General features: G+C 51.9%; 17 protein-coding genes. 4 read left to right on the top strand and 13 right to left on the bottom strand.

Annotated elements, in window-relative coordinates:
* Positions 1 to 21 precede the first annotated feature (21 nt).
* Entirely contained in the window at positions 22 to 1,278 is a 1,257-nt protein-coding gene (locus M1D30_RS00430; protein WP_248505085.1) for an MFS transporter, read from the top strand.
* On the opposite strand, the gene M1D30_RS00425 is transcribed toward M1D30_RS00430, so the two are convergent.
* From M1D30_RS00425 to M1D30_RS00385, 9 genes are all read right to left on the bottom strand, one after another.
* Positions 1,275 to 1,691, bottom strand: a complete 417-nt coding sequence (locus M1D30_RS00425) for a hypothetical protein (protein WP_248505083.1) — start codon at positions 1,689 to 1,691, stop codon at positions 1,275 to 1,277. The genes M1D30_RS00430 and M1D30_RS00425 overlap by 4 nt on opposite strands.
* A 5-nt stretch (positions 1,692 to 1,696) precedes the next feature.
* Positions 1,697 to 2,185 (bottom strand): RNA polymerase sigma factor, encoded by a 489-nt coding sequence (locus tag M1D30_RS00420; RefSeq protein ID WP_248505081.1) that lies wholly within the window; start codon positions 2,183 to 2,185, stop codon positions 1,697 to 1,699.
* A 3-nt stretch (positions 2,186 to 2,188) separates the two neighbouring features.
* Positions 2,189 to 2,635, bottom strand: coding sequence for a hypothetical protein (locus M1D30_RS00415; protein ID WP_248505079.1), 447 nt, complete (start codon positions 2,633 to 2,635; stop codon positions 2,189 to 2,191).
* A gap of 121 nt (positions 2,636 to 2,756) precedes the next feature.
* A complete protein-coding gene (locus M1D30_RS00410) occupies positions 2,757 to 3,713 on the bottom strand; it encodes a phosphatase PAP2 family protein (RefSeq protein ID WP_248505077.1) in 957 nt (318 codons plus the stop codon).
* A complete protein-coding gene (locus tag M1D30_RS00405; protein WP_248505075.1) occupies positions 3,704 to 4,705 on the bottom strand; it encodes an NAD(P)-dependent oxidoreductase in 1,002 nt (333 codons plus the stop codon). The genes M1D30_RS00410 and M1D30_RS00405 overlap by 10 nt, the downstream gene beginning before the upstream one ends.
* A gap of 259 nt (positions 4,706 to 4,964) precedes the next feature.
* Positions 4,965 to 5,435, bottom strand: a complete 471-nt coding sequence (locus M1D30_RS00400; protein ID WP_248505073.1) for a hypothetical protein — start codon at positions 5,433 to 5,435, stop codon at positions 4,965 to 4,967.
* Positions 5,432 to 5,893 carry a hypothetical protein gene (locus tag M1D30_RS00395; RefSeq protein ID WP_248505071.1) on the bottom strand — a complete coding sequence of 154 codons (462 nt, stop codon included), beginning with the start codon at positions 5,891 to 5,893 and terminating at the stop codon, positions 5,432 to 5,434. Before M1D30_RS00395 ends, M1D30_RS00400 begins: the two co-directional genes overlap by 4 nt.
* 869 nt (positions 5,894 to 6,762) lie before the next feature.
* Positions 6,763 to 8,307 carry a sodium:solute symporter gene (locus M1D30_RS00390; protein WP_248505070.1) on the bottom strand — a complete coding sequence of 515 codons (1,545 nt, stop codon included), beginning with the start codon at positions 8,305 to 8,307 and terminating at the stop codon, positions 6,763 to 6,765.
* Positions 8,308 to 8,339: 32 nt separating this feature from the next.
* On the bottom strand, positions 8,340 to 9,428 hold the full coding sequence (locus tag M1D30_RS00385) for an OprO/OprP family phosphate-selective porin (RefSeq protein WP_248505068.1): 1,089 nt from the start codon (positions 9,426 to 9,428) through the stop codon (positions 8,340 to 8,342).
* 134 nt (positions 9,429 to 9,562) lie between these two features.
* On the opposite strand from M1D30_RS00385, the gene M1D30_RS00380 reads away from it, so the two are divergent.
* Positions 9,563 to 10,837 carry a DUF2264 domain-containing protein gene (locus tag M1D30_RS00380; protein ID WP_248505066.1) on the top strand — a complete coding sequence of 425 codons (1,275 nt, stop codon included), beginning with the start codon at positions 9,563 to 9,565 and terminating at the stop codon, positions 10,835 to 10,837.
* Positions 10,838 to 10,914: 77 nt separating this feature from the next.
* Here the strand turns inward: M1D30_RS00380 and M1D30_RS00375 are convergent, their stop codons facing one another.
* The 4 genes from M1D30_RS00375 to M1D30_RS00360 all read right to left on the bottom strand — a co-directional run bounded on the left by M1D30_RS00375 (position 10,915) and on the right by M1D30_RS00360 (position 18,119).
* The gene (locus M1D30_RS00375; protein WP_248505064.1) at positions 10,915 to 11,463 is read right to left on the bottom strand and encodes a DUF3332 domain-containing protein; all 549 of its coding nucleotides are present in this window, start codon (positions 11,461 to 11,463) and stop codon (positions 10,915 to 10,917) included.
* A 63-nt stretch (positions 11,464 to 11,526) separates the two neighbouring features.
* Entirely contained in the window at positions 11,527 to 14,754 is a 3,228-nt protein-coding gene (locus tag M1D30_RS00370; RefSeq protein ID WP_248505062.1) for a DEAD/DEAH box helicase, read from the bottom strand.
* Positions 14,718 to 16,595, bottom strand: coding sequence for an AAA domain-containing protein (locus tag M1D30_RS00365; RefSeq protein WP_248505060.1), 1,878 nt, complete (start codon positions 16,593 to 16,595; stop codon positions 14,718 to 14,720). Before M1D30_RS00365 ends, M1D30_RS00370 begins: the two co-directional genes overlap by 37 nt.
* A 6-nt stretch (positions 16,596 to 16,601) precedes the next feature.
* A complete protein-coding gene (locus M1D30_RS00360) occupies positions 16,602 to 18,119 on the bottom strand; it encodes a pseudouridine synthase (RefSeq protein ID WP_248505059.1) in 1,518 nt (505 codons plus the stop codon).
* A 424-nt stretch (positions 18,120 to 18,543) separates the two neighbouring features.
* Here M1D30_RS00360 and M1D30_RS00355 point away from each other — a divergent pair, with 424 nt between their 5' ends.
* Together M1D30_RS00355 and M1D30_RS00350 are read left to right on the top strand one after the other, a co-directional pair.
* Complete coding sequence (locus M1D30_RS00355; protein ID WP_248505057.1) at positions 18,544 to 19,881, top strand: DUF3575 domain-containing protein; 1,338 nt, start codon at positions 18,544 to 18,546, stop codon at positions 19,879 to 19,881.
* The gene (locus M1D30_RS00350) at positions 19,878 to 21,044 is read left to right on the top strand and encodes a hypothetical protein (protein ID WP_248505055.1); all 1,167 of its coding nucleotides are present in this window, start codon (positions 19,878 to 19,880) and stop codon (positions 21,042 to 21,044) included. Before M1D30_RS00355 ends, M1D30_RS00350 begins: the two co-directional genes overlap by 4 nt.
* The last annotated feature ends 19 nt before the right edge of the window (positions 21,045 to 21,063 follow it).

Below are 21,063 nucleotides of genomic sequence, written 5' to 3'. Positions count from 1 at the left end.
TTTCGTAATTTTGCACCCAACATGACACAAGACAAACTTTGGAACCGCAACTACTGCAAGGTGATGGCAGCCAACTTCTCGTTGTTCTTCGCCTTCTATGTGCTGACACCACTGCTGCCACTCTACCTGAGTGAGCACTTCGGTGCTACCAAGGACGTGATAGGCCTGGTACTTTCTGGCTATACCATCACGGCGCTGGTGGTGCGCCCGTTCAGTGGCTATGTGGTCGACACCTTTCCTCGCAAGACTGTGCTGATGGTGTGCTTCTCGGCCTTCGCCATCTTCTTTGCTGGCTATCTGGCAGCCTCGTCGCTCCTTCTGTTCACCATCGTGAGAACACTGCATGGCGGGCCCTTCGGAGCACTGACAGTGGCCAACTCAACCGTGGCCATCGACGTACTGCCCAGCAGCAGACGAACGGAGGGCATCGGCTATTATGGATTGTCGAACAACCTGGCAATGGCCATCGCACCCACGGTGGGCATCTTCATCTATAAGTTCACTAACAGCTTTGAGTTGATCTTCTGGCTGGCGCTGGCTGTGGCCTGTGCCGGTTGGCTCACTGATGCCACGGTGAAGACCAAACAGCCGACATCCAATCGACAGAAGGACGACTGCAATGCTAAGAACAAGCCGCAGACCCTTTCATGGGACCGCTTCTTTCTGCTGCGTGGCTGGCTTCTGGGTCTGAACATGGTGGCCTTTGGCTTCAGCTTTGGTGTACTGAGCAACTATCTGGCTATCTATGGCAAGGAGGTGATGGGCATTACTGGCGGCACAGGTACCTACTTCATGCTGTGCAGTGTGGGACTGATCCTTTCGCGCCTGCAGGGAGGAAAGGCCTTGCGACAGGGACGTCTGACGTTTAATGCTGGTAGCGGCATGGTGATTTCTTTAGTGGGCTATACCTTATTTATACTGATGCCCACGCTCAACCAACTGTCATTGGTCAGTTATCAATGGTCCATTATCATTGGCTACTATGGCTCGGCACTGCTCATTGGCCTGGGTAATGGTCATATGTGGCCTGCCTTCCAGAACATGACCATCTGCGTGGCCAGCAACAACCAGCGAGGCACTGCCAACAGCACCATCCTCATCTCGTGGGACATCGGCATGGGACTGGGCATCCTTTTGGGTGGTGTCATCTCAGAGTTGATGAGCTATTCTGCCGCCTTCTGGACGGTTGTGCTGATCAACGCATCAGGTGTGGCCCTGTTCTTCATGGCCACCAAGAGTTTCTTCTTGAAGAGAAACCTGAACGCCTCAGTGCATTAACAGCACGTCATATCCATCTTTATCCGACTGCGCATCCGCTGAATATCCTGCACGTTGCCAATGATGCTGATGGTGCCTATCGTCATCAGCAGAGCAATGGCTGTGGCAACGATAAGGCGCGAGTTCTCGGCAACCCACAATAGGAACGCACTCTGTATGCTGAAGGTAAAGAGGGGCTCGGCAGGCGAAGAGAGGACAAGGGCAATGGCAAGGGCACCACTGATGATGCCCACGACGAATGCGGCCACCATCACCATCTTATAGCGACGGATGGTTGCCTCCTGATGCTGCTTGATAAACTCTACGGCATCCAGACGCTTGGTGAGCGCCGCCATGAAGTCGGCATTGTCTGTGAATTGCGGCTTCTGGGCGAAGAACAGTTCCTCAAGGGCTTTATCTTTTGTCATATCCATTGTCTTTATTTTCCATGATTCATTTTCAACTGCGCCTGCAACTTGTCGCGTCCTCGCGAGAGTTGCTTCTTGACGGCATCCTCCGAGGCTTCTGTGATGGCGGCTATCTCCTTGATGTTATAGCCAGTGAGATAGAACAAGGTGATGGCCGAGCGTTCCTTGGGTGGCAGGGTGCGCAAAGCCAGATAGAGGGATTGGTAGGCAAAACCTGAGTCGGATGTGGCATTACTGACAAGCAGGCGTGCCTCGTCAATACTCTCCGTGGAGCGCAGGCTGGCCTTATGATTAAGGAAGGTGTTGTGGGCAATCTTGAAGAGCCAAGAGCGAAAGCGCCCTTTGTCCTGATAGCCTGCCGACGAGAGGTAGGCCTTCACCAGCGTGTCCTGCGCCAGGTCGTCAGCCTCGCCTTTATTGCCACAACAGAGGGCGAGCAAGAAACTTCGAAGGGCCTCTTGCTCACGCTCCACATGTGCTATAAAAACTTCGCGAGTCACGAATCAAGCCTCTTCCAACAACTTCCTTTGCTCTGCTTCCATCTCTTTGACCAGCATCTTCTTTCCTACGATATAATTAAGAAGGAAAGCAGCACCGATGCCCAGGAGAACAGCTCCTGAAATATAAAGCATGACGAGGTCGTCAGTACACATGCCACCTTTATAATCCTGGAAGATGGCCGAACCAAGGAAACCAATGCCAAGGAATGCGCAGATACTTCCTGAGAGCAACTTCGATAGCAGTTTCTCTTTCAGCAGTTTCTTCTTAGGCGATATCTTGCTCATCAACTCCTCAATGTCCATATCGGGGTTCTTCTCGATGGCTGCCAACACAATCTGTGTGCGATTCTTCGATGCCTGCATACTCTGACGAACGCCCATCCATATGGCAAAGATGGGGAGTACGCATCCACATGCGATGGGTACTAAAATACCTGCTAAATGATCCATATCTTTTTTCTGTTTTTAATTGTTATACTTCTGTTCTTTCGACCACGGTCATTGATATAACAAGTCAGAAAGACAAAAGGTGACATCCATATCGCTATTTTTTGTCACAAGGTATTAACAACTAAAGACGGCAGGCGTTGTATGCCCACTTCAGACTAAAGTAGAAGAAGGTGCCGAAGAAGATACCTGCAATGGCATCAATAGCATAATGGGCCATGATATAGAACGTGCCGAAGAACAACAGGACAGCAAAGGGCAGGCAAATATAAAAGACCTTGCGGTTCTTACACTCCCACGCCAGCCACATCACCACCGTAGCGATGCCCACATGACTGCTGGGGAAGGCCGCCGTGGGGCGCTCACCTGCATCGTGAGTCATAATCAGAGCCTTGTACATCAAGCCATCCTCCCAACCAGGGATAGGCGTGATAAAGTCACGGTTGTGCACGTCAAACTGTATCTTGTTGAAATAGTCACCGATATTCGGAAAGATACCCTGCGCAATCTGGTCGACACCCACTGCCTTGAAATAGAACTGCGGACCAGCCACAGGCACAAAGATAAAAATGAGATAAAAGAGGAAGAACGAGGTCATAATGATGAAGACCGTACGTTCAAAATACTCGTAACGACAGAAGAAATAATAGATGGTGATGCCCACGAACAATGGGAAGTAGCAGACATAGCCCATGGACAGGAGTTCACTGAAGATGGGGTGCGAAAACACCTGACTGAACGACAGCGACGGCTGAAAGCCGAAGAGCGATTGCTCATAACCCGCGAACACATGGTCGAGGTTCATGAAGATGCGGTTCATCTCGTAGGTATCGGAATACCACCACGACAGCAACAGCAACTGACCCGTGACACGGAAGAGCATGGTGAGCTTACTGGGACAGAGACGATAGACGCCCCACAACGCCAGTGTCAATACCACCGCCTGTGCCCTGAGCATCAGCATGTCGCCAGGGTTGGTCAGTCTGACATAAGTTACTAAAATAAAAATCGTTGTAAACAGCGTATAGGCCATCGTTGCCCATTCCGCCGCCATCAGTCCGCGTTTAGTCTTTACAGCCATCCGTTCTCTTGATACCATTTAATGGTCAGGGGCACGCCCTGCTCCAGTGTGTACTTAGGTTCATAGCCCAACTCACGTCGGGCAGGTTCTATGTCGCAACGCCAGTTGCGCTGCTTCAGGATATGATACTTATCGTTGTTCAATGCCGATATCTTGCCTGTGAGGTGTCCCCACTTATCGCCCAGGAAGGTGATGATGCGCAACAGCCATATAGGCGCCGTAATGCGAATCCACCAAGGGTTGCCCAACTCCTTACGGATGAGGTTTGAGAAGGTGGCCGACTGATACACCTCGCCATCGCTGAGGAAGTACTTTCGTCCTGTCTGACCCTTCTCGCAAGCCAGAAAGACAGCCTGCACCACGTCGAGCACATAGACAAAGGTGATGTCCTGCTGTTTAAAGCCCACAGCAAAGTCAGAGTGCTGCTTAATACTCTTCGCCATCAGGAAATAGTCGCGCTCACGTGGACCATAGACACCTGTGGGGCGCAGGATGACATAAGGGAATTCCGACTCCTCTTCGAGCGAGTCAAGCCACTGCTCGGCCTCCAGCTTACTCTTGCCATACTCCGTGTTGGGGCGTGGGGTATCGTTCTCTCGAATCTCCTTATAGGGTTGCTTTTCGTGGATAGCGCCAAAGATGCTGAGCGAGCTCAAATAGACAAAGCGCTTCAAGGGCATCTTCAGACTAATCAGCGCACGCACCAGGTTCTTCGTTCCCTCCGTATTGATGCGATAGAAGTCGGCCGTATTCAGACATTTCGTCACGCCAGCGGCATGCACCACATAGTCAAACTGATGGTCCTTCAACTGCTCTTCCAACTGTACCTGGTTACTCAGGTTTAATTCAATGAAATGGATGCGCTCGTCCTGCAGGAAGTCCTTCTTGCTACTCCCTCTGACGGCCGCCCACGTCTCCATTCCCTGACGAAGAGCCTCCTCCACAATAAACGAGCCAATGAATCCACTGGCTCCCGTAATGAGTATTTTCATGGGTGCAAAGGTACGATATTTATTTTAAATAAACAAAAGAATGGCAAACAGATACGTTTGCCATTCTTTTTATTAAAAGATTCTCTTGGACTAGCCAAGAGCCTGCTTCATATGCTTATCGCACCACCACCATGCGACATCGCATGACGGATTCCCTTTTGACCTTGACTTCGCTCGTTCATAGACATGGAGATTTATACACCTTTAAGAAAAGAGTATTTGTTAGATTGTCCCGCTGACTTGTTCCTAATTAGAAGGACTAATAGTTTCCTGAGGGACGTACATATTTATATTCAAACAGCCAGTCATGGAAGTCTCTCTTTGTCACTACCTGCCTATCATAGAGTTTCTTCGCACGAATATCATCTATAGAATATTTTCTGGCTACACTATACTTAACAGCATAAATGTAGCAAGAATCAAACAGCTGCAATATACATGGATCCATGGTTATCATAGAGTCAGGTAAAACCAGGCTACCGGCAACGGCTAAATGAAATGCATCATCGAATACTCTTGTATCATATTGTGACATAGGGTGTGCATCTTCAATGGGCCAAAATTGCCAATCAACAAGAGTATCTGTCCTAGTTACTTTTATTAGTAAGGAGTCTTTTGTACAGTTCTTCACATAAATATTTATCTGCTTATCCATAATACAAGAGACTGATGTACTTAAAACCATTAATACAAATAACGATAGTCCTACTATTTTCTTTGTTCTTTTCATAATGATCTTCTTGACTTGCGAACAATACTTATCGTATCTGAAATGACAGGCTTATCACCACACAGGATAAAATTGGACGGGAAAAGTTTTATTACTCCCACATTACCCCAATGCAAAGGCATCTTGGCAGAGATTCTAATTTTCAACTGTTCCCTACCGCAAACAGAAAAGGAATGATTCTTGTCTATCAGATTGTCATTAAGATAAAAATACATTTTTAAGTCCGAATCAGAACTATAAGAATGTGACAACCTTAAAGAATCTGGAAAAACTACGAAGTTCCCGTCTATATCCATTTCAACCCAATCGCTTAAAGCTGAAGTACCATATATATCAACAACACCACAATCTTCTGATAAATTATACTTTGACCTGCCTTCAACAAGAAGAGGGTATGAAGCATCACAAGATAAGAGGTTTAGCAGTATTATTAAATATACTATAAGTTTTTTTTTCATCGCCAACATTTTTACCTTTTCATATGTTTGAATCAAATATATGTGCATGCAGATATTTTCTCATAAATGGTTGAAGTTTAATATCGTTGCAAATATACAACTAATTTTTGTTCGTTAGTCATCCATGACAAGTCTTTTATACTTAATTAACGAATAATCTTAACAATAGCGCCTCTGAGATTTAAAAATTCTGAGCCAAAAATTTTTTCTGTGCGTACAGGCGAAATATGAGAGAGTTCGTAAACGACTGAAAATGAGAGAGTTGCGAAATTAGCTCGAAAAGTGTAAAGATTTAGAACGCAATCGAATATTCGTTTAGGTTGTAACGGAGCCTGAGTTACACTGCAACGGAGCCTGTTTTGCATGGTAAAACAGCATGAGTTGCATCGTAAAACAGCCTCCGTTGCATCCTAAAATCGATAGGGGTCCTCCGAAAGGTCGTTTTTGCCCCATTTTTCCGTTCTAGTTTGCATTTTTTCAGAACCCTGTTTTTCGGCAGTATTTCTTTACAATGTACAATGAACAATGTACAATGAACAATGTACAATGAACAATGTACAATGAACAATGTACAATGAACAAACGCGAGGCGGACGTCGCGCTAGCCGAAAAAAACGCATCCTTGACCCTTTGATGGGTCAAGGATACCAAAACCCTGACGAAGGGCGGCCGCTGCCCGTAGTCGGTTGGAGCCCTCCCTGGAGAGGGAGGGGGCCGGGGGTGGGTTGCCTCGGCGCTTGCGACGCTTGCCACCGAAGGGACGCAAGAAACCCTTCTTAAAGGTAAGAAGGGGTTGGGGTTGTTTTTGAAAAGAGGATAAGGAGGGTTGGGTGGTTGTGAAAAAGAAAATTATGTTTGAAAGAATAGAGTTACTTCTTATAGCACAAGAAAATCTGATTCACATCCTTCTGTGGCAACTTTGGAGTGAGCAAGCTCACAAGGAACACCACAGGGAAGCCCCCAAGCATAGCAATGGCACCACAGTTGATGGGGTTGATGGGATTGCCAATGAGCATGTTGACCACTGTGAGGCCCACACCCCAGGCAAAGCAAGCCCAGACAGAGGCCGTGGTGACACCACGCCAATAGAGTCCCAACATGAACGGAGCCAGGAAGGCACCAGCCAGCGCACCCCATGAGATGCCCATGAGTTGGGCAATGAACGTGGGCGGATTGAGGGCGATGAGCAGTGAGATGGCGATGAAGAAAACGATGAGCACACGCATGATGACCACCTTGCGACGCTCGATCTTTTCGGCCACCACATCGTCAATGGCACCCTCCTCCACCTCGCCGTCGAGCGACTTCTTATCGCGATAGATAAGGTCGAGAGTCATCGTTGACGAAGAGGTGAGCACCAGCGAGGCCAGCGTCGACATAGAGGCACTCAGCACCAGCAGTACCACCAGGGCGATGAGCACATCGGGCAGGGTGACCAGCATGGCAGGCACGATAGAGTCGAAAGCAATCTTGCCATTGGCCCCAATCACAGGGTCGTAGAGTCGGCCGAAGCCACCCAGGAAATAACAGCCGCCAGCCACGATGAAGGCAAAGACGGTGGAGATGATAGTGCCACGCTTGATGGCGCTCTCGTCTGTGATGGAATAGAACTTACCCACCATCTGGGGCAAGCCCATGGTGCCCAGCGATGTCAGGACCACCACGCCCAATAAGCCCCAAGGGTCAGGACCAAACCACGAGGCAAAGACACCTTCCATGTTTGCGGCGACACTGTCGCCGCCTACAGGGGCATCGGCAGGCACGGCGGCCAACTTTGACACGGCCTCAACAAAGCCACCATTGTTCACCAACACAGCCACGATGACAGCCACGATGCCAAAGAGCATGATGATGCCCTGAATAAAGTCGTTCATGGCTGTGGCCTTATAGCCACCCAGGATAACGTAGACAGCAGTGAGGATGGCCATGATGACCACACAATACTCGTAAGGAATGCCAAAGCCCATCTCGAACAGTGTGGAGATGCCTTTATAGACACCTGCCGTATAGGGAATCAGAAAGACGAAGGCGATGACGGAAGCCACCACACGCAGTCCCTGACTCTGAAAACGCGTGCCGAAGAAGTCGGGCATGGTGCGACTCTCGATATGCTGGGTCATCAGCTTGGTACGCCGTCCCAGTAGTATCCATGCCAGGAGCGAGCCAATGACGGCATTACCCACACCTATCCAGGTGCTCGACAGGCCGTACTTCCAGCCAAACTGACCAGCATAGCCCACAAAGACCACGGCCGAGAAATAACTGGTGCCAAAGGCGAAGGCCGTGAGCCATGGGCCCACTGAACGGCCGCCCAGCACAAAACCATCCACACTGCTGGCCTGCTTGCGCGAGTAGAGTCCCACACCCACCATCACAACCAGGAATATTATCGTTAAAAGAACTTTTATGATCATAACGCTTCAACTTTCACTTTTTCAACTTTCAATTAAAAGGCCACCTGCACCTGCGCCTGCAGCCAGTTGTAATCCTTTGATGATATCTGTTCGCCACAGAGGCAGCGCGTATACTGCAGCTGCACACGGCATTTCTTATAGAACCAATACTGCAGTCCTAAGGTGAGGTTGGTCTGGTCCCAGCCTGCCACCTTGGTGTTGCGATCGAAGGTCTCGCCAGAGGCCACCACATCGAGGGCATCATAGACAGGGATGCACGTGGTGACATAGCCGCCACGACTGTTCACATCGCCATCCTTACCACCCAGCCACTCAGCACGGATGCTGGCAGGACGGGCCTCCTTGTATTGTCCTGGGCAGTAGGCGCTGGTCTTATACTCAGCACCCACGCTATAGCGATTGCGCTTGTAGTTCTGTCCCTTTCTGATGGTGTTCCAGGCGGCCGAGTCGACAGCATTGCCTGTGCCCAGATAGCCTGAGCCCACAACGCGCAGGCCGTCGATGGGACGGAGCTCCAGTTTCGCAATAAGATCTTTCTGATTGTTCTGGTCCTTGCGATTGATGCCCTGGCCACTCATCAGCGCCAGCTCATAGTGCAAGGTGTTTTTAAAGAGGTCGCCAAAGACCATCAGGCCCTGGTCGCGACCATAGTTCACACCATTCAACGGGTCAGGACCCTCGCCAGCCAGATAGAGCACGGCCTGCGAATAGACATCAATCAGTTCGAGTTGAGTGGGTGACATTGGGTTTTCCATGGTGTAGGAGTGCTTAAACTGTCCGAAGCGGACGGTCAGCGCGTTGTTCTTGGTCACGCGGTAGTCAGTATAGAATTCCTGCGGAACGCTCGAGAAGTCGTGCATAAAGAGGAACGACCATCGGTCTGTGATGCGGGCCTTGGCCCAGAGTAGTGTTCGTTTCAGGTTGTAGGAGTTGGTCTTCTGTCCACTGGGGTCTTGGTACGACCAGCCTGCTTGCGCATAGCCATTCAGTGTGATGCGACTGGTAAAGTCCTTCATCCAGTCGATGTCTGCATCCGACCTTTGTTGTCCCATTGCGGCAGTACTACTAAATACTGCCATCGCCACGGCCAGCGTTGCCGTCATCCATGTTTGTTTTTTCATACCGCGTAATACAATAGTTTTAGTTAAAATTTATGAAAATATCGATGCAAAGGTAGTGATTATTTTCATTCTAACAAAGAAATGGGTAACAATTTCGTAACTTTGCACCAACAAAACTAATCAAATCTATCAAAATGAAACGCATTTTACTACTTTTAATTACTTTTTGCGCACTTTCGGCCATGATGCCTGTAAATGCGAAAAAGAAAACCACCAAACAGCTGTCAGACCGCGAATACTGGTGCCAGGAGGCGTGGAAGATGGCTCAGCCCGTATTGGAGAACATGGCCAAGGGCGAGTTGCAGAAGAACATGAAGACGGAGTTCTCGCCCTCGTTCGACAGTCGCAACCGCAAGGTGGTTTATATGGAAACCTTCGGCCGACTGATGGCTGGCATCGCGCCCTGGCTGGCACTGCCCGAGGACAATACCGCTGAGGGACAGCAGCGCCGCCAACTGAAGGAATGGGCCCTGGCCTCGTATAAGAACAGCGTGGACCCAGAGAGTGCCGACTACCTGTGCTGGGGTGCGGCTGGTCAGAACCTGGTGGATGCCGCCTATATCGCTGAGTCGTTTATCCGTGGCTACGATGCCCTGTGGATGCCCCTGGACCAGGTGACCAAGGACCGCTATATCAACGAGTTCAAGAAGTTGCGCAGCATTGAGCCGCCCTACACCAACTGGCTCCTGTTCTCGAGCGTCATCGAGAGCTTCATTGCCAAGGCCGCTGGACTGAAAGAGTACGACGACTTCCGTGTGATGATGACCATCCGCAAGATGGAGGAATGGTATGTGGGCGACGGCTGGTATGCCGATGGTCCTCACTTCGCCTTCGACTACTATTCGAGCTATGTGTTCCACTCGATGTACCTGGAGACCCTGCAAAATATGATTGACGCCAAGGCCAACACACGACTGGAATACAAGAAATACTACGAGCGTGCCCTGAAGCGTGCGCAGAAACTCAGCATCGTGCTCGAGCGCTTCATCTCGCCTGAGGGCACCTTCCCTGTGTTCGGCCGCTCTATCCCCTATCGCATGGCTGCCCTACAGCCCCTGGCGCTGACGGCATGGTACCAGAAACTGCCCAAGGAACTGAGCAACGGACAGGTGCGCGCTGCCCTGACACAGACGATGCATCGCATGTACGACCAGCAGAAGAACTACAACGACGCAGGCTTCCTCACCATCGGCTTCTGCGGCCATCAGCCTGAGGTGGCCGACTGGTATACGAACAACGGCTCGCTGTATCTCACCTCGCTGTCGCTGATGCCCCTGGGACTGCCTGCCGACCACGACTTCTGGACCTGCAAGGCTGAGCCCTGGACACAGGTGAAGGCCTGGAACGGCCAGCCCTTCCCCAAGGACCACCGTTGGGCCGACGATATCCAGACCAAGGACCGCTGGTAAGAAAGAAAAGACCATAAAATAAGATGGAGGGCAAACTGTTTGCTCTCCATCTTTATTTGTTATGTTAATACGATAGCTTAGCGCATAGCGTAGCAGTTCTCGTTGTAAACAGCCTCGCGAACCTGCATCACGCCAGCCTCGTCGTTGCTCACGTTGAGCTTCTCGCCGTTCTGCAGAGTGGCCTGGATGGTGCCGTCGGCATTGAAACGGATGATCTCCTTGGTTACACCGTTCTGGGTCATTGACCAAGAGTCGTTATTGGCGTTATGGATGAAGAGGGTCTTCTCGCCAGTGGGCGACTTCACCTCGTAACCGTTCTTCAGGGTCTTGATGGCATAGTAGCGGCCGTCCTGTCCCATCACGGTCTTCACCTGGTTAGCAGCCAGAGGATTGCTACCTGTCCAGAACTCGATGGTGTTCAGAACTACAGCGTCAACAGTAAGGCAGATACCACCTACGATAGGCTGAAGAATCAGACCTACGATACCATTGACATACTTGTTACTGGTCATGTTGCACTGCCACTTCTCGTAACCGTTGAAGAGGCTGAATGAACCAATACACGAACTGCACAGGAAACTACCTGCCAGCAGCACACATGCTGCCTTTAAACTTACTTTTTTCATACTCTTTTAGTTTATTAAAAGGTTTAATTTGCGGACAAATTTACGCATTTTCCTGGAAAACGCCTACAGTTTTGTCGAAAAATTGTTGATTAGCTGACGTAATAGGGGGTTGTGGGACAATATGTGTGCGTTGCCCACCATCAGCATCTGCCTGCGGGCACGCGTCAAAGCCACGTTGAGCTTACGGTCTACCACCTGCCCTTGGTCGTCAACGAAGGTGCTGGCGGTGAGGAAGTCGAGCTGGAAAAGGCGGCTGACACCAAAGTCGTAGATAATCACATCGCGCTGCGAGCCCTGATAGCGCTCCACCGTGTCGATGCTGACACCCGGCACGGCATCGCGGATGGCTGCAATCTGCTTGCGATAGGTGACGATGATGCCCAGGGTCTTGTCTGGATTGAAACGGTCGCCATAGAAACGACGGATGCGCTGCGCCAGTGTGATGACCATCGAGGTGTCACCCTCGAAGAAGGCCATGCGACGGGTCTTCAGCATCTCATCAATAATATCCTGGGCAGGCAGGGTGTAGTTGAGTGTGGTCTCCTGCTGATGGGGCAGAGGCACTGGCGTGAGCCACGAGCCATAGAAATGCTGACCTGCAAACTGGGCCACCTCAGGATGCATGCGTCCCTGGTGGGTGAGGGTGCCAATGAACTGACTGCGCCCTTGCGCGCACTCCCAGTTATAAAGGCGCTGGAAGAGTGACTGGCGGCAGTCGGAAAGGCCGATGGCCTGCAGCAGGGGTTCTTCTACGCGTGTCTCCTCTGGGTTCTGCTGCACCACGGCAGGCAGTTGCTTGTGGTCGCCAATAAGTACGAAACGGTCTATCTGCTCATGACTCAGCAAGCCGATAAGTCCTGGCTCCAGCACCTGCGAGGCCTCGTCGACAATGGCCAGCGAGAAATGGCGGCCCGACAGCAGGAAGGGACGTGCCTGCATCATCGAGGTGGTGCCCACCAGGATGCGCTCGTCGTTGGCCAGTCCTGCTTCGTCGAGCATTGAGCGTATCTCGTCGACAGCCCTATTGGTGTAGGCCATCAGGAGGATGGAGGGCCGAGGAGTGTGGGATGAGGGGTGAGAGGACAGTTCTTCCTCGACAATGAAACGGAGGGCCATAGAGGTTTTGCCTGTGCCTGGAGGACCCACCAGGAGGAAGTAGTCGCGTGCCTGCTTCACCTTGAGCACGATGTCGTCGTAATGGGGATGATAAGCTCTTGTGAGGGTGAGCGAGGTATCGGCCTCAGGTGCACGCTGACCTAAGAGCAGGTCTTTCTGGCGCTGCTTGGCCAGGATGAACTGGTGCAGACTGCGGATATTACTGTTCGTACCCACATCGCTGCCACCATGCTCAACGGCCCACAGACGGTCGGATGCGCAGAAGATGTCTGGGTTCTGCTGTCCGTCGTTCAGCAGGATGATGACCTTGCCATCCTGGAAATCGTCAATAGAACCCTTATAGAGAATGCTCTTCCTGACATCGGGGGTGTCCGTATACTGATACAGATAGACCATATCGCCTGGACGGAAGTTCAGGGGTGAGGGGGTGGAGGTGAGAGGTGAGTGGACCTTCAGGGTGATACGGTCAAAGCCACCATCGGGGTCGGTCTTCTCTTGCTTCACAATGGTGAGGGGCATGATGATATTGCCCTGTTCCTGCTTCTCGCTGAGGGGCTGCAGCCACAGGTCGCTGCCACAGCCGCCAGCATGATGCAAGGTCTGCTCGCTGCTGCCCAACTTCTGGGCGCGCTGCTCGCGATAGACGAAGGTCATCATGCGCTCGTAGTAAGCGCGCTCAAGGGGAGTGAGCGAGGTGAGTTGGGCGTTGAGGGTATCTATATCGGGCTGGATATATTGATGGAAATAGCCATCGCGAGTCACATCACGATAGATGACATCGGCCGTGAGCAATGGCAGGATGCGACCAAAGCCATCGCGAGCGATGAGGAGTTCTGTGGCTACAATCTGATTTCTGAGTTTGATGGCTTCGCGAAACAGGGTGCGATAGTAGTTGACGGCCACCAAACCCTTATCTGGGGCATAGCGCGAATAGAGCAGGCGGGTGTCCACCTGACTGTCGCTCTTGTCGAAGTTATAGCGCAGGACGCCGTAGTAGAGCAGCAGCTGCACATAGTGGTTCTCCAACTGCAGGCCGTGGGCATCGTGACTCAGGTATTCTATCTTCTGGTTCTTGCCCGACTTCTGTTCTACCAGCAGTCCCATGTCGGCTGTCATCAGGTCGACACGTCCCTGCAGTCCCAGCTTCTCGCAAACGAAAGAGGGCTCGAGGAGATAGGAACGATAGGCTGGCGCCAGCAACTTGATGGCCTGACGGATGTTTTCCATCTGCTCGGCTGCCATCTGCTCGAACCGTTCCTGGTTGAAGTCGTCGCAGGCGGCAAAGCGGTCGGCCTGCTCGCGATAGGAGCGCTGGAGCGACTGCTGGAGGGTGGCTTCAGGATGGTGGATGATATCGTCGAGGGCCGTGCCTGCGAAGTTTCCCAATAACACAGCCTGCGTGTTGGGTTTGGGCTTCAGACGGTTCACAGTATAGAGCAACGGATGATGGCCATAGGCCGTGAAGCAGGCGGCCAGCGACGAGATGTCGAGCATGAAGTCGGGCTCGACAACGATGATGCCTGGGATGATAGAGGGGTGAGAGCTGAGGGGTGAGGGCTGAGAGGAGGACTGATGGCAGTCCAGAAGGTTGAGTTGCATGCCCTCGCGCAGTACCTTCTGCAGATAGGCAAAGTCGCGCCCACCCTCCGTATTTCCATAGTCAACAAGGATCTCGCCATCTTCTGTGTCGGCTGTTATCGTGGTGACATCGAACGAGCGCACGATACAACGGACATAGCGCTTATTGATGCTGAGCTGAGAGGGCTGGGGCTGCAGGTTAACAGGCAGCAGTTGCAGCAGACTGCCAGGCACATCCTCGTGGAAGACGGCAGAGATGAGCAGGGTGACGGCTCGCAGATCATAGTGCCAGTCGTCAAGAGAATAAGGGGAAATGGCATTGGACAAGGCGTGAGCAGAGCGTCGGCGGGCCTGTTGGATGGCCCATTTCTGGTGCGACTTTAGTCCATTATGCTTGCACACGAAGTCAATCTGCGAAAAGAGGTTTCCAAAAGTGCCACCCTGCGAGCGACAGCCCTCGGCAGCCGTCAGCGAGAGGACCTCGTGCAACTGTCGGAGATTCTGGGTTGAGGGCTCGTCTATGGCCAGCTCCTGAATGATATCGTATAGTTCCTTTGCCGTCATGTGGTTTGTTTCAGTGATTCTACATAGTCCCATAGCTTGCGATAGAACGGATGACGGGTCAGCGTCTGACGGTCGCCCAGGATGATGAGTTTCATGCGGGCACGGGTAATGGCAACGTTCATGCGGCGCAGGTCGCGAAGGAAGCCTATCTGTCCGTCGTCGTTAGAACGCACCAGCGAGATGATGATGATGTCGCGCTCCTGTCCCTGGAAGCCGTCGACGGTGTTGACGCTGATGCGTGTACGGAAGGGCTTCAGCCACTCCTTCTTGCGTATCTGTGAACGTAGATACTGCACCTGGGCACGATAGGGCGAGATGATGCCCACATCGAGGCGCTCATCGAGGATGCGCTGCTTGCCAATGAGTTCGAAGTAGGCCTGCAGCGAGAGGAGCGTGAGCTCGGCCTCGGTCTTGTTGACACGTCCGAACGACTCGCCCACAAACTCTTCCTTACCCTCGTACAACGAGGTGTCAATCCACGTCATGGGCAGGTCGAGGTCGAGGATGCTGCGATGCTGTACCTCTGGAGCGGCCACCATCTGGTTGTGATAGAACCAGTTGCTGGAGAAGCGCATGATGTCTTCGTGCATGCGATACTGGATGCGGAGCAGGGTGACCACCTCTGGCTTCTGCTCGGCAATACGCTCCATCAACGTGCGTCCCAGGCCACCCTTCATGGCTTCGTAGCACTTCACCGTGGGGGGCAACTGACAGTGGTCGCCAGCCAGGATGACGCGACCAGCACGGCGGATGGGGATCCAGCAGGCAGCCTCAAGGGCCTGAGCGGCCTCGTCGATGAAGAGGGTGCCAAACTTCATGCCGTCGAGCAGTCGGTTGGCGGAGCCCACCAGTGTGCAGGCAATGACACGCGCCTCGCCAAAGAGTTCGGCATTAATGCGTATCTCGAGCTCTGTGGCACGACTCTTCAGGCGGTCCATCTTCTGGTGCCAGTTGTCTGTGCGCTTGCGCTGACTGCGCAACTCACGTATGTTCTTGCGGATGGCCCACAGCTGGGGATAGTCGGGATGGGCCTCGAAACGGCGCTCATAGGTGAACGACAGCATCTTGTCGTCGACACGCACAGGATTACCTATACGCAGGACGTTAAGACCACGGTCAACGAGTTTTTCACTGATCCAGTCGACAGCCATATTACTCTGGGCGCACACCAGCACCTGACTCTCGCGACGGAGGGTCTCGTAGATGGCCTCAACAAGGGTGGTGGTCTTACCTGTGCCTGGAGGACCATGGACGATGGCCACATCCTTGGCGCGCAGCACCTCGTTGACAGCATGTTGCTGGGTGGCGTTCAGATAGGAAAAACCCATATCGGGAAACGAGAAGGTCTCAGCTTTCTGATGGGAATAGAAGAGGTCGCGCAGATAGGCCAGGCGCCCCTTGGCACGCATCGTGCGGTCGAGGGCGTCGAACATCAAGCGATAGGAGGTCTCGTCGAAGAAGAGTTGCACGCCCAGCAGACCGTCTGTGATCTGGAGGTCGGCCACGGAAAAGCTATCGGGCACGGCAATGACCATGCGGTCGCCATCGACATAGCTCACCGTGCCAGTGGCGGCAAAGAAGCGGATGGCCTGTTCGTGCTGGACAAAGAACTGCACAGGACGGCCAAACTCGAAATTATGGTCGGTATCATCATCGGACTGGCGAAACACCTCGACGCAGTATTGGTTCAGCGAGTTGAAATACGACTTGCCCACACGCAGGGGCATCCAGGCGTCGCCACGCTTCACGCGACGCAACATGCCAAGAGCCTCAGTTTGTTGCTGGAAAGCGCGTTTCTCTTCGTCGTACTCCATCTGGAGCAGGGTGCGCTGTCGCTGTAGTTCTAAGATGGGTGATGATATCTCTTTACTCATAATGCTTTAAAAGGGAGAAGGATAATGAAAAGTGAGTCGTTCGCCTGTCTCAGGGTCGTCGAACGACAGCTGCTCGGCATGCAGATACAGACGGTCGGCCTTTTCGCGGCCATAGAGGGGGTCGCCCTTGATGGGGTTATGAAGACCTTGCTCGTGGGCGCAATGCACACGCAACTGATGGGTGCGACCGGTATGGGGGATGAGTTGGACACGGCGATTTACCAAGGACTGATACGCTGTCAGGGCCGACTTGCCATGCTCTGCATCCACCACCTGACGGGGACGGTCCAGAGGGTCAGGGCGTAGGGGCAGGTCTATCGTTCCGCTGCCTTCCACATCGTGTTCTAACACAGCCACATAGCGCTTCTGAACCGTGCGCGCCAGGAACTGACGCTGCAGGTGATGATAGGCGTCAGGCGTCAAGGCCACCACCAGGAGGCCTGAGGTGTCCATATCCAGTCGGTGCACCATATAGACCTCTGGATACTGCTGCTTAAGGATGCCTTCAACAGAGGGGGCATCGCTGAGGCCAGGCACAGAGAGCAGTCCTGCTGGCTTATAGACAACGAGGAAGGTCGCTGCCTTGTGGATAATCGTGGGAAGAATCTTTTTTCCTGGCTTTTCTAAGGTCATCGGCAGCATCCACCCAAGGATGGGTTTGCACTTGCCGCGGCAGGCAGGATAGAACTGATTATGATGGCGGATTTCCATGCGAGGGGAACGACCCTGCCAGAACTCGGCCATGCTGAGTGGTCGCAGATGATGAAGGAAGGCATACTGCAACAGTTTAGGCGCGCAACACTCGCCAGAACCTGATGGGGGCACACCTTGTGGGGTGTCGACAAAGATATCGGTGAGCGAGCGGTATTGCCCTTGAGCATTGGCCATTAGGAAATGGTCGAAGAGCCAGCGTTGCAGGGCATCTGAACGCTGTTTGCGCTCCTGTTTCAGTTGCGTAAGCTCGTCGTCAAAGGGTTTTAAGCATGCCTCGGCCTGAGCCACCTGTTCGTTCCAACGGGTCTTGAGACGACGCAACTCGGCTTTCTGAAACTGACTCTCGCGAATCATCGCCTCGTCTTCGCCTGCTGTCTTACGCTGTGCATCGCGACGTTCTTTAGCTTGCTGCATCATCACTCTGTAGGCTTCCACCTCCATTGAGGCCTGTTGGCGCAGACGGGTGACATCCTGCTGAATACTGATACGCTGGGGGGTCGTCTCTACCTGCTTCACGCGCTGGTTGAGGGCTGAGATACGGGCTTCTTCTTGCTTGAAATAGCCATCAGGCTGCAGGTAGTCGAAAACGGCAGGCACGAACCATGGCCAGTCTTCACGACCACCTATCTGTCCGCTATAGGCTGCCAGGAAACCCAGCTGTTCTGAGGCGTCCTCACAGACCAGCACGCCAAACATTTTGCCACTAGCCACCTCGTCAGTCCAATCCTGACGTGTATTCAGGTAGGCACGCACCTCATCGGCCGCCAACAAACAAAGGGGATGGGGCTCATAGTCCAACGGATTGTTCATCCGCTGAGGCCAGGGTATCGAGGTGTGTAATGGGTGGAATGCCGTCATGCTGAGTGCAAAGTTACGAATTAGTGGGCATACTACAAAAGGAATAGGACGATTTCTTTAGGTTTGAACGTCAATGTGTCAAATAATCTTATACAAATAAAAGTGTACAAATATTCTATACAAATGAGCCAAAAAGGGACTGCCTGGAACAAATTTGTGGACTTTTTTACAACAGTTTCGTTAATAATTGTAAAATATACATTTATAATTATGTGTCATAAAAAAATGTTGTTAACTTTGCAAACGAATACAAAATAAAGATTCTATTGAATAACTTAAACTAAGAAATTTCAAAAGAAAAGTGCGACGACTAGACAAAGGTATACTACAAAATATCTTAGGTATCTTATGCATTTTATGGAGCCATTCATCGGCATTGGCTCAGAAACCCGACTCACTGCTATACAAACAGTTAGCAGATTACCCCTTTGTTTTTGTTTCCGACTCCATCGTCACCTCGCCACCTGTGATCACCGACTCGCTGTTCGACATGATTGCACGTGGTATTCGTTTTCAGGTGAATCGCACAGAGCTTCAGAAGGGCGACCCATTTATTACGCTTTACAACGACAGTCTGGTTCCCTGGCTCAAGGAGAACAACCTGATTCTGCGCGAGATATTCGTGAAGGGTGCCGCCTCGCCTGAAGGTCCTTACGACAACAACGTACGTTTGAGTCGTGAGCGTACCAAGCGACTCATAGAGTTTTTGAGCAGTAACCTGGACCAGCCCATTGCCGATCGTCCCACCAACTCGAAATTCGTGACGGAGGACTATGCCTATCTGGTGAAACTGATGGAACTGGCTGGCGATGCGGAATACAGAAAGGTGAAGGCTATCTGGGATGCTTGCAAGGGCAACGAGCGACTATGCAAGAAGAAGCTGATGGCACTGAATGGAGGTAAAACCTGGAAGCGCCTGTTGAAGGTGTACTTCCCCACCCTGCGTCAGAGTCGCGTGGTGCTGTGGTTTGTGGTCAGTCCGAAGCACATGCCCATACCCAAGTATCACTTCACGGCAAAGACCGAGATGCTGGCCATCCCTACCCTCCCCTCATTCTTGCCTGTGCCCACAACGCCTGACACCACAGCGGACAAGGCCTATGCACGCCGACACATGATTGCCGCAAGAACCAACCTGATACACGATTTCCTTTATGTGCCGCAGTTCGGTTTTGCGCCTGGCGGCAATATCCAGCTGGAATACTATCCGCTGTCTGGTCACTACACGTTTAATGCAGGATTCACATTCCATAACCATCGTCATTGGAACAGTCATAAGTTCTTCCAGGTGCGCGATGCTCAGTTAGAGGTGCGTCGCTACTTCAAGGGCGGCGGCGAGTTTCTGGGCACTTACCTGGGAGCCTATGCCGAGGGAACGAAATATGGCATCGGCTTCAGCGCCACGAAAGGCTGGGAAGGCGAAGGCGGCGGTGCTGGCTTGAGCATTGGCCACACATGTAAGCTCAACAAGAAGGGTAGCTTAAGACTGGAACTGAGCATGAGCGTTGGTGCGTTCGTAACGGTTTACGACCCCTATGTATGGGGTAACCCCATCAATGGCGCCATCGACGGACTCTACTACTACGACTATCACGGCAGTACCAGTAAGTTTAAGGAGCGTAACCACCGCTTTATGTGGTTTGGTCCTACCAATGCTGGTATTCACCTGACATACGACATCATCTATAGAAAGAAGAAGGAGGTGACACGATGAAACGCTTACACATTATATATATAATAGCATTGGTGCTGAGTATGACCTCGTGTATTGAGCCACCTTTGCACCTGCCTGGACAGGACCTGGAGGTGATTCCGCCACAGGTCGAGACCGACTTGACCATCATCTGGGACCACGAAGTGGACCTGCAGAATGACTGGTACTATGGCTGGGACCTGCAGGATGACTCTATCTGGGGCAGCATCGGCTATCCCACTCCCACACGCTATGAGGTGCGCCGATATTTCAAGGGCGACGACATGTTTGCGAAGCACGACAATGTGGATGCGTTTACAACGAACACCACAAGATTCCGCCGCTACTTCCAGTTTGGCTACTACGACATGTTGTTCTATAGTGACATCGACTCGAAAGACGGTACGCAGGTGCTGGTAATGAACGAGACGCTCGACTCAATCACGGCCACTACAACAGGTACACGTGGCATCTCGCGAAGCATCCTGGATATGAGTCGCTCAAATAGTAATGACTCGACAGGAGCCATCGGCCTGCTCAACCAGCCTGAGATTTTCTATGGTGCCTATCCAGAGAACATCTACATCTCGCACGACCTGAGCGACTATGAGTACGACCCCGTTGAAAACATCTACATCAAACACCTTGAGGCGAAGCTGCGCCCACTGGTGTATATCTACCTGGTGCAGTTCATTCTCTATAACAACGAGGATGGCAAGATTAAGGGCATAAATGGTAATGCAGCTCTTTCGTCAATGGCCAGCGGCACGAACGTGAACACGGGTCATACAAGTTACAAGCCGGCCTTGGTATACTTCAACACCCGCATGAAGAAAGACCTGATGGTGGAGGGGAAGCACTGCGATGTGATTGGCGGCAAGCTCACCACCTTCGGACTCTGTGACAACGAGCCGTTTACTCGCTCAGGAGCCCTCTATGCAGGAACGCGCAGCAACCTAAAGAACTACTTGTATTACGACCTGGTGTGGAACAACAACTTGGTGAAGACCTATGAGTTTGATGTAACCGACCAGTGTCTGGCACAGGCTCACGGCGGCGTCCTCACCGTATGGATCGACTGCTCAAAGCTGACACCACCCGACCCCAACCAGACGGGCAGCGGAAGTCTGTTCATTCCCACCGTGGAGGACTATGACGAAGTATTCTGGGAGGTAGAGATTTAAACAAGAAAATAGTAATAAC

Source organism: Prevotella sp. E15-22 (assembly GCF_023204875.1).
Taxonomy (GTDB): Bacteria; Bacteroidota; Bacteroidia; order Bacteroidales; family Bacteroidaceae; genus Prevotella.
This window is presented reverse-complemented; position numbering and strand designations above follow the sequence as displayed.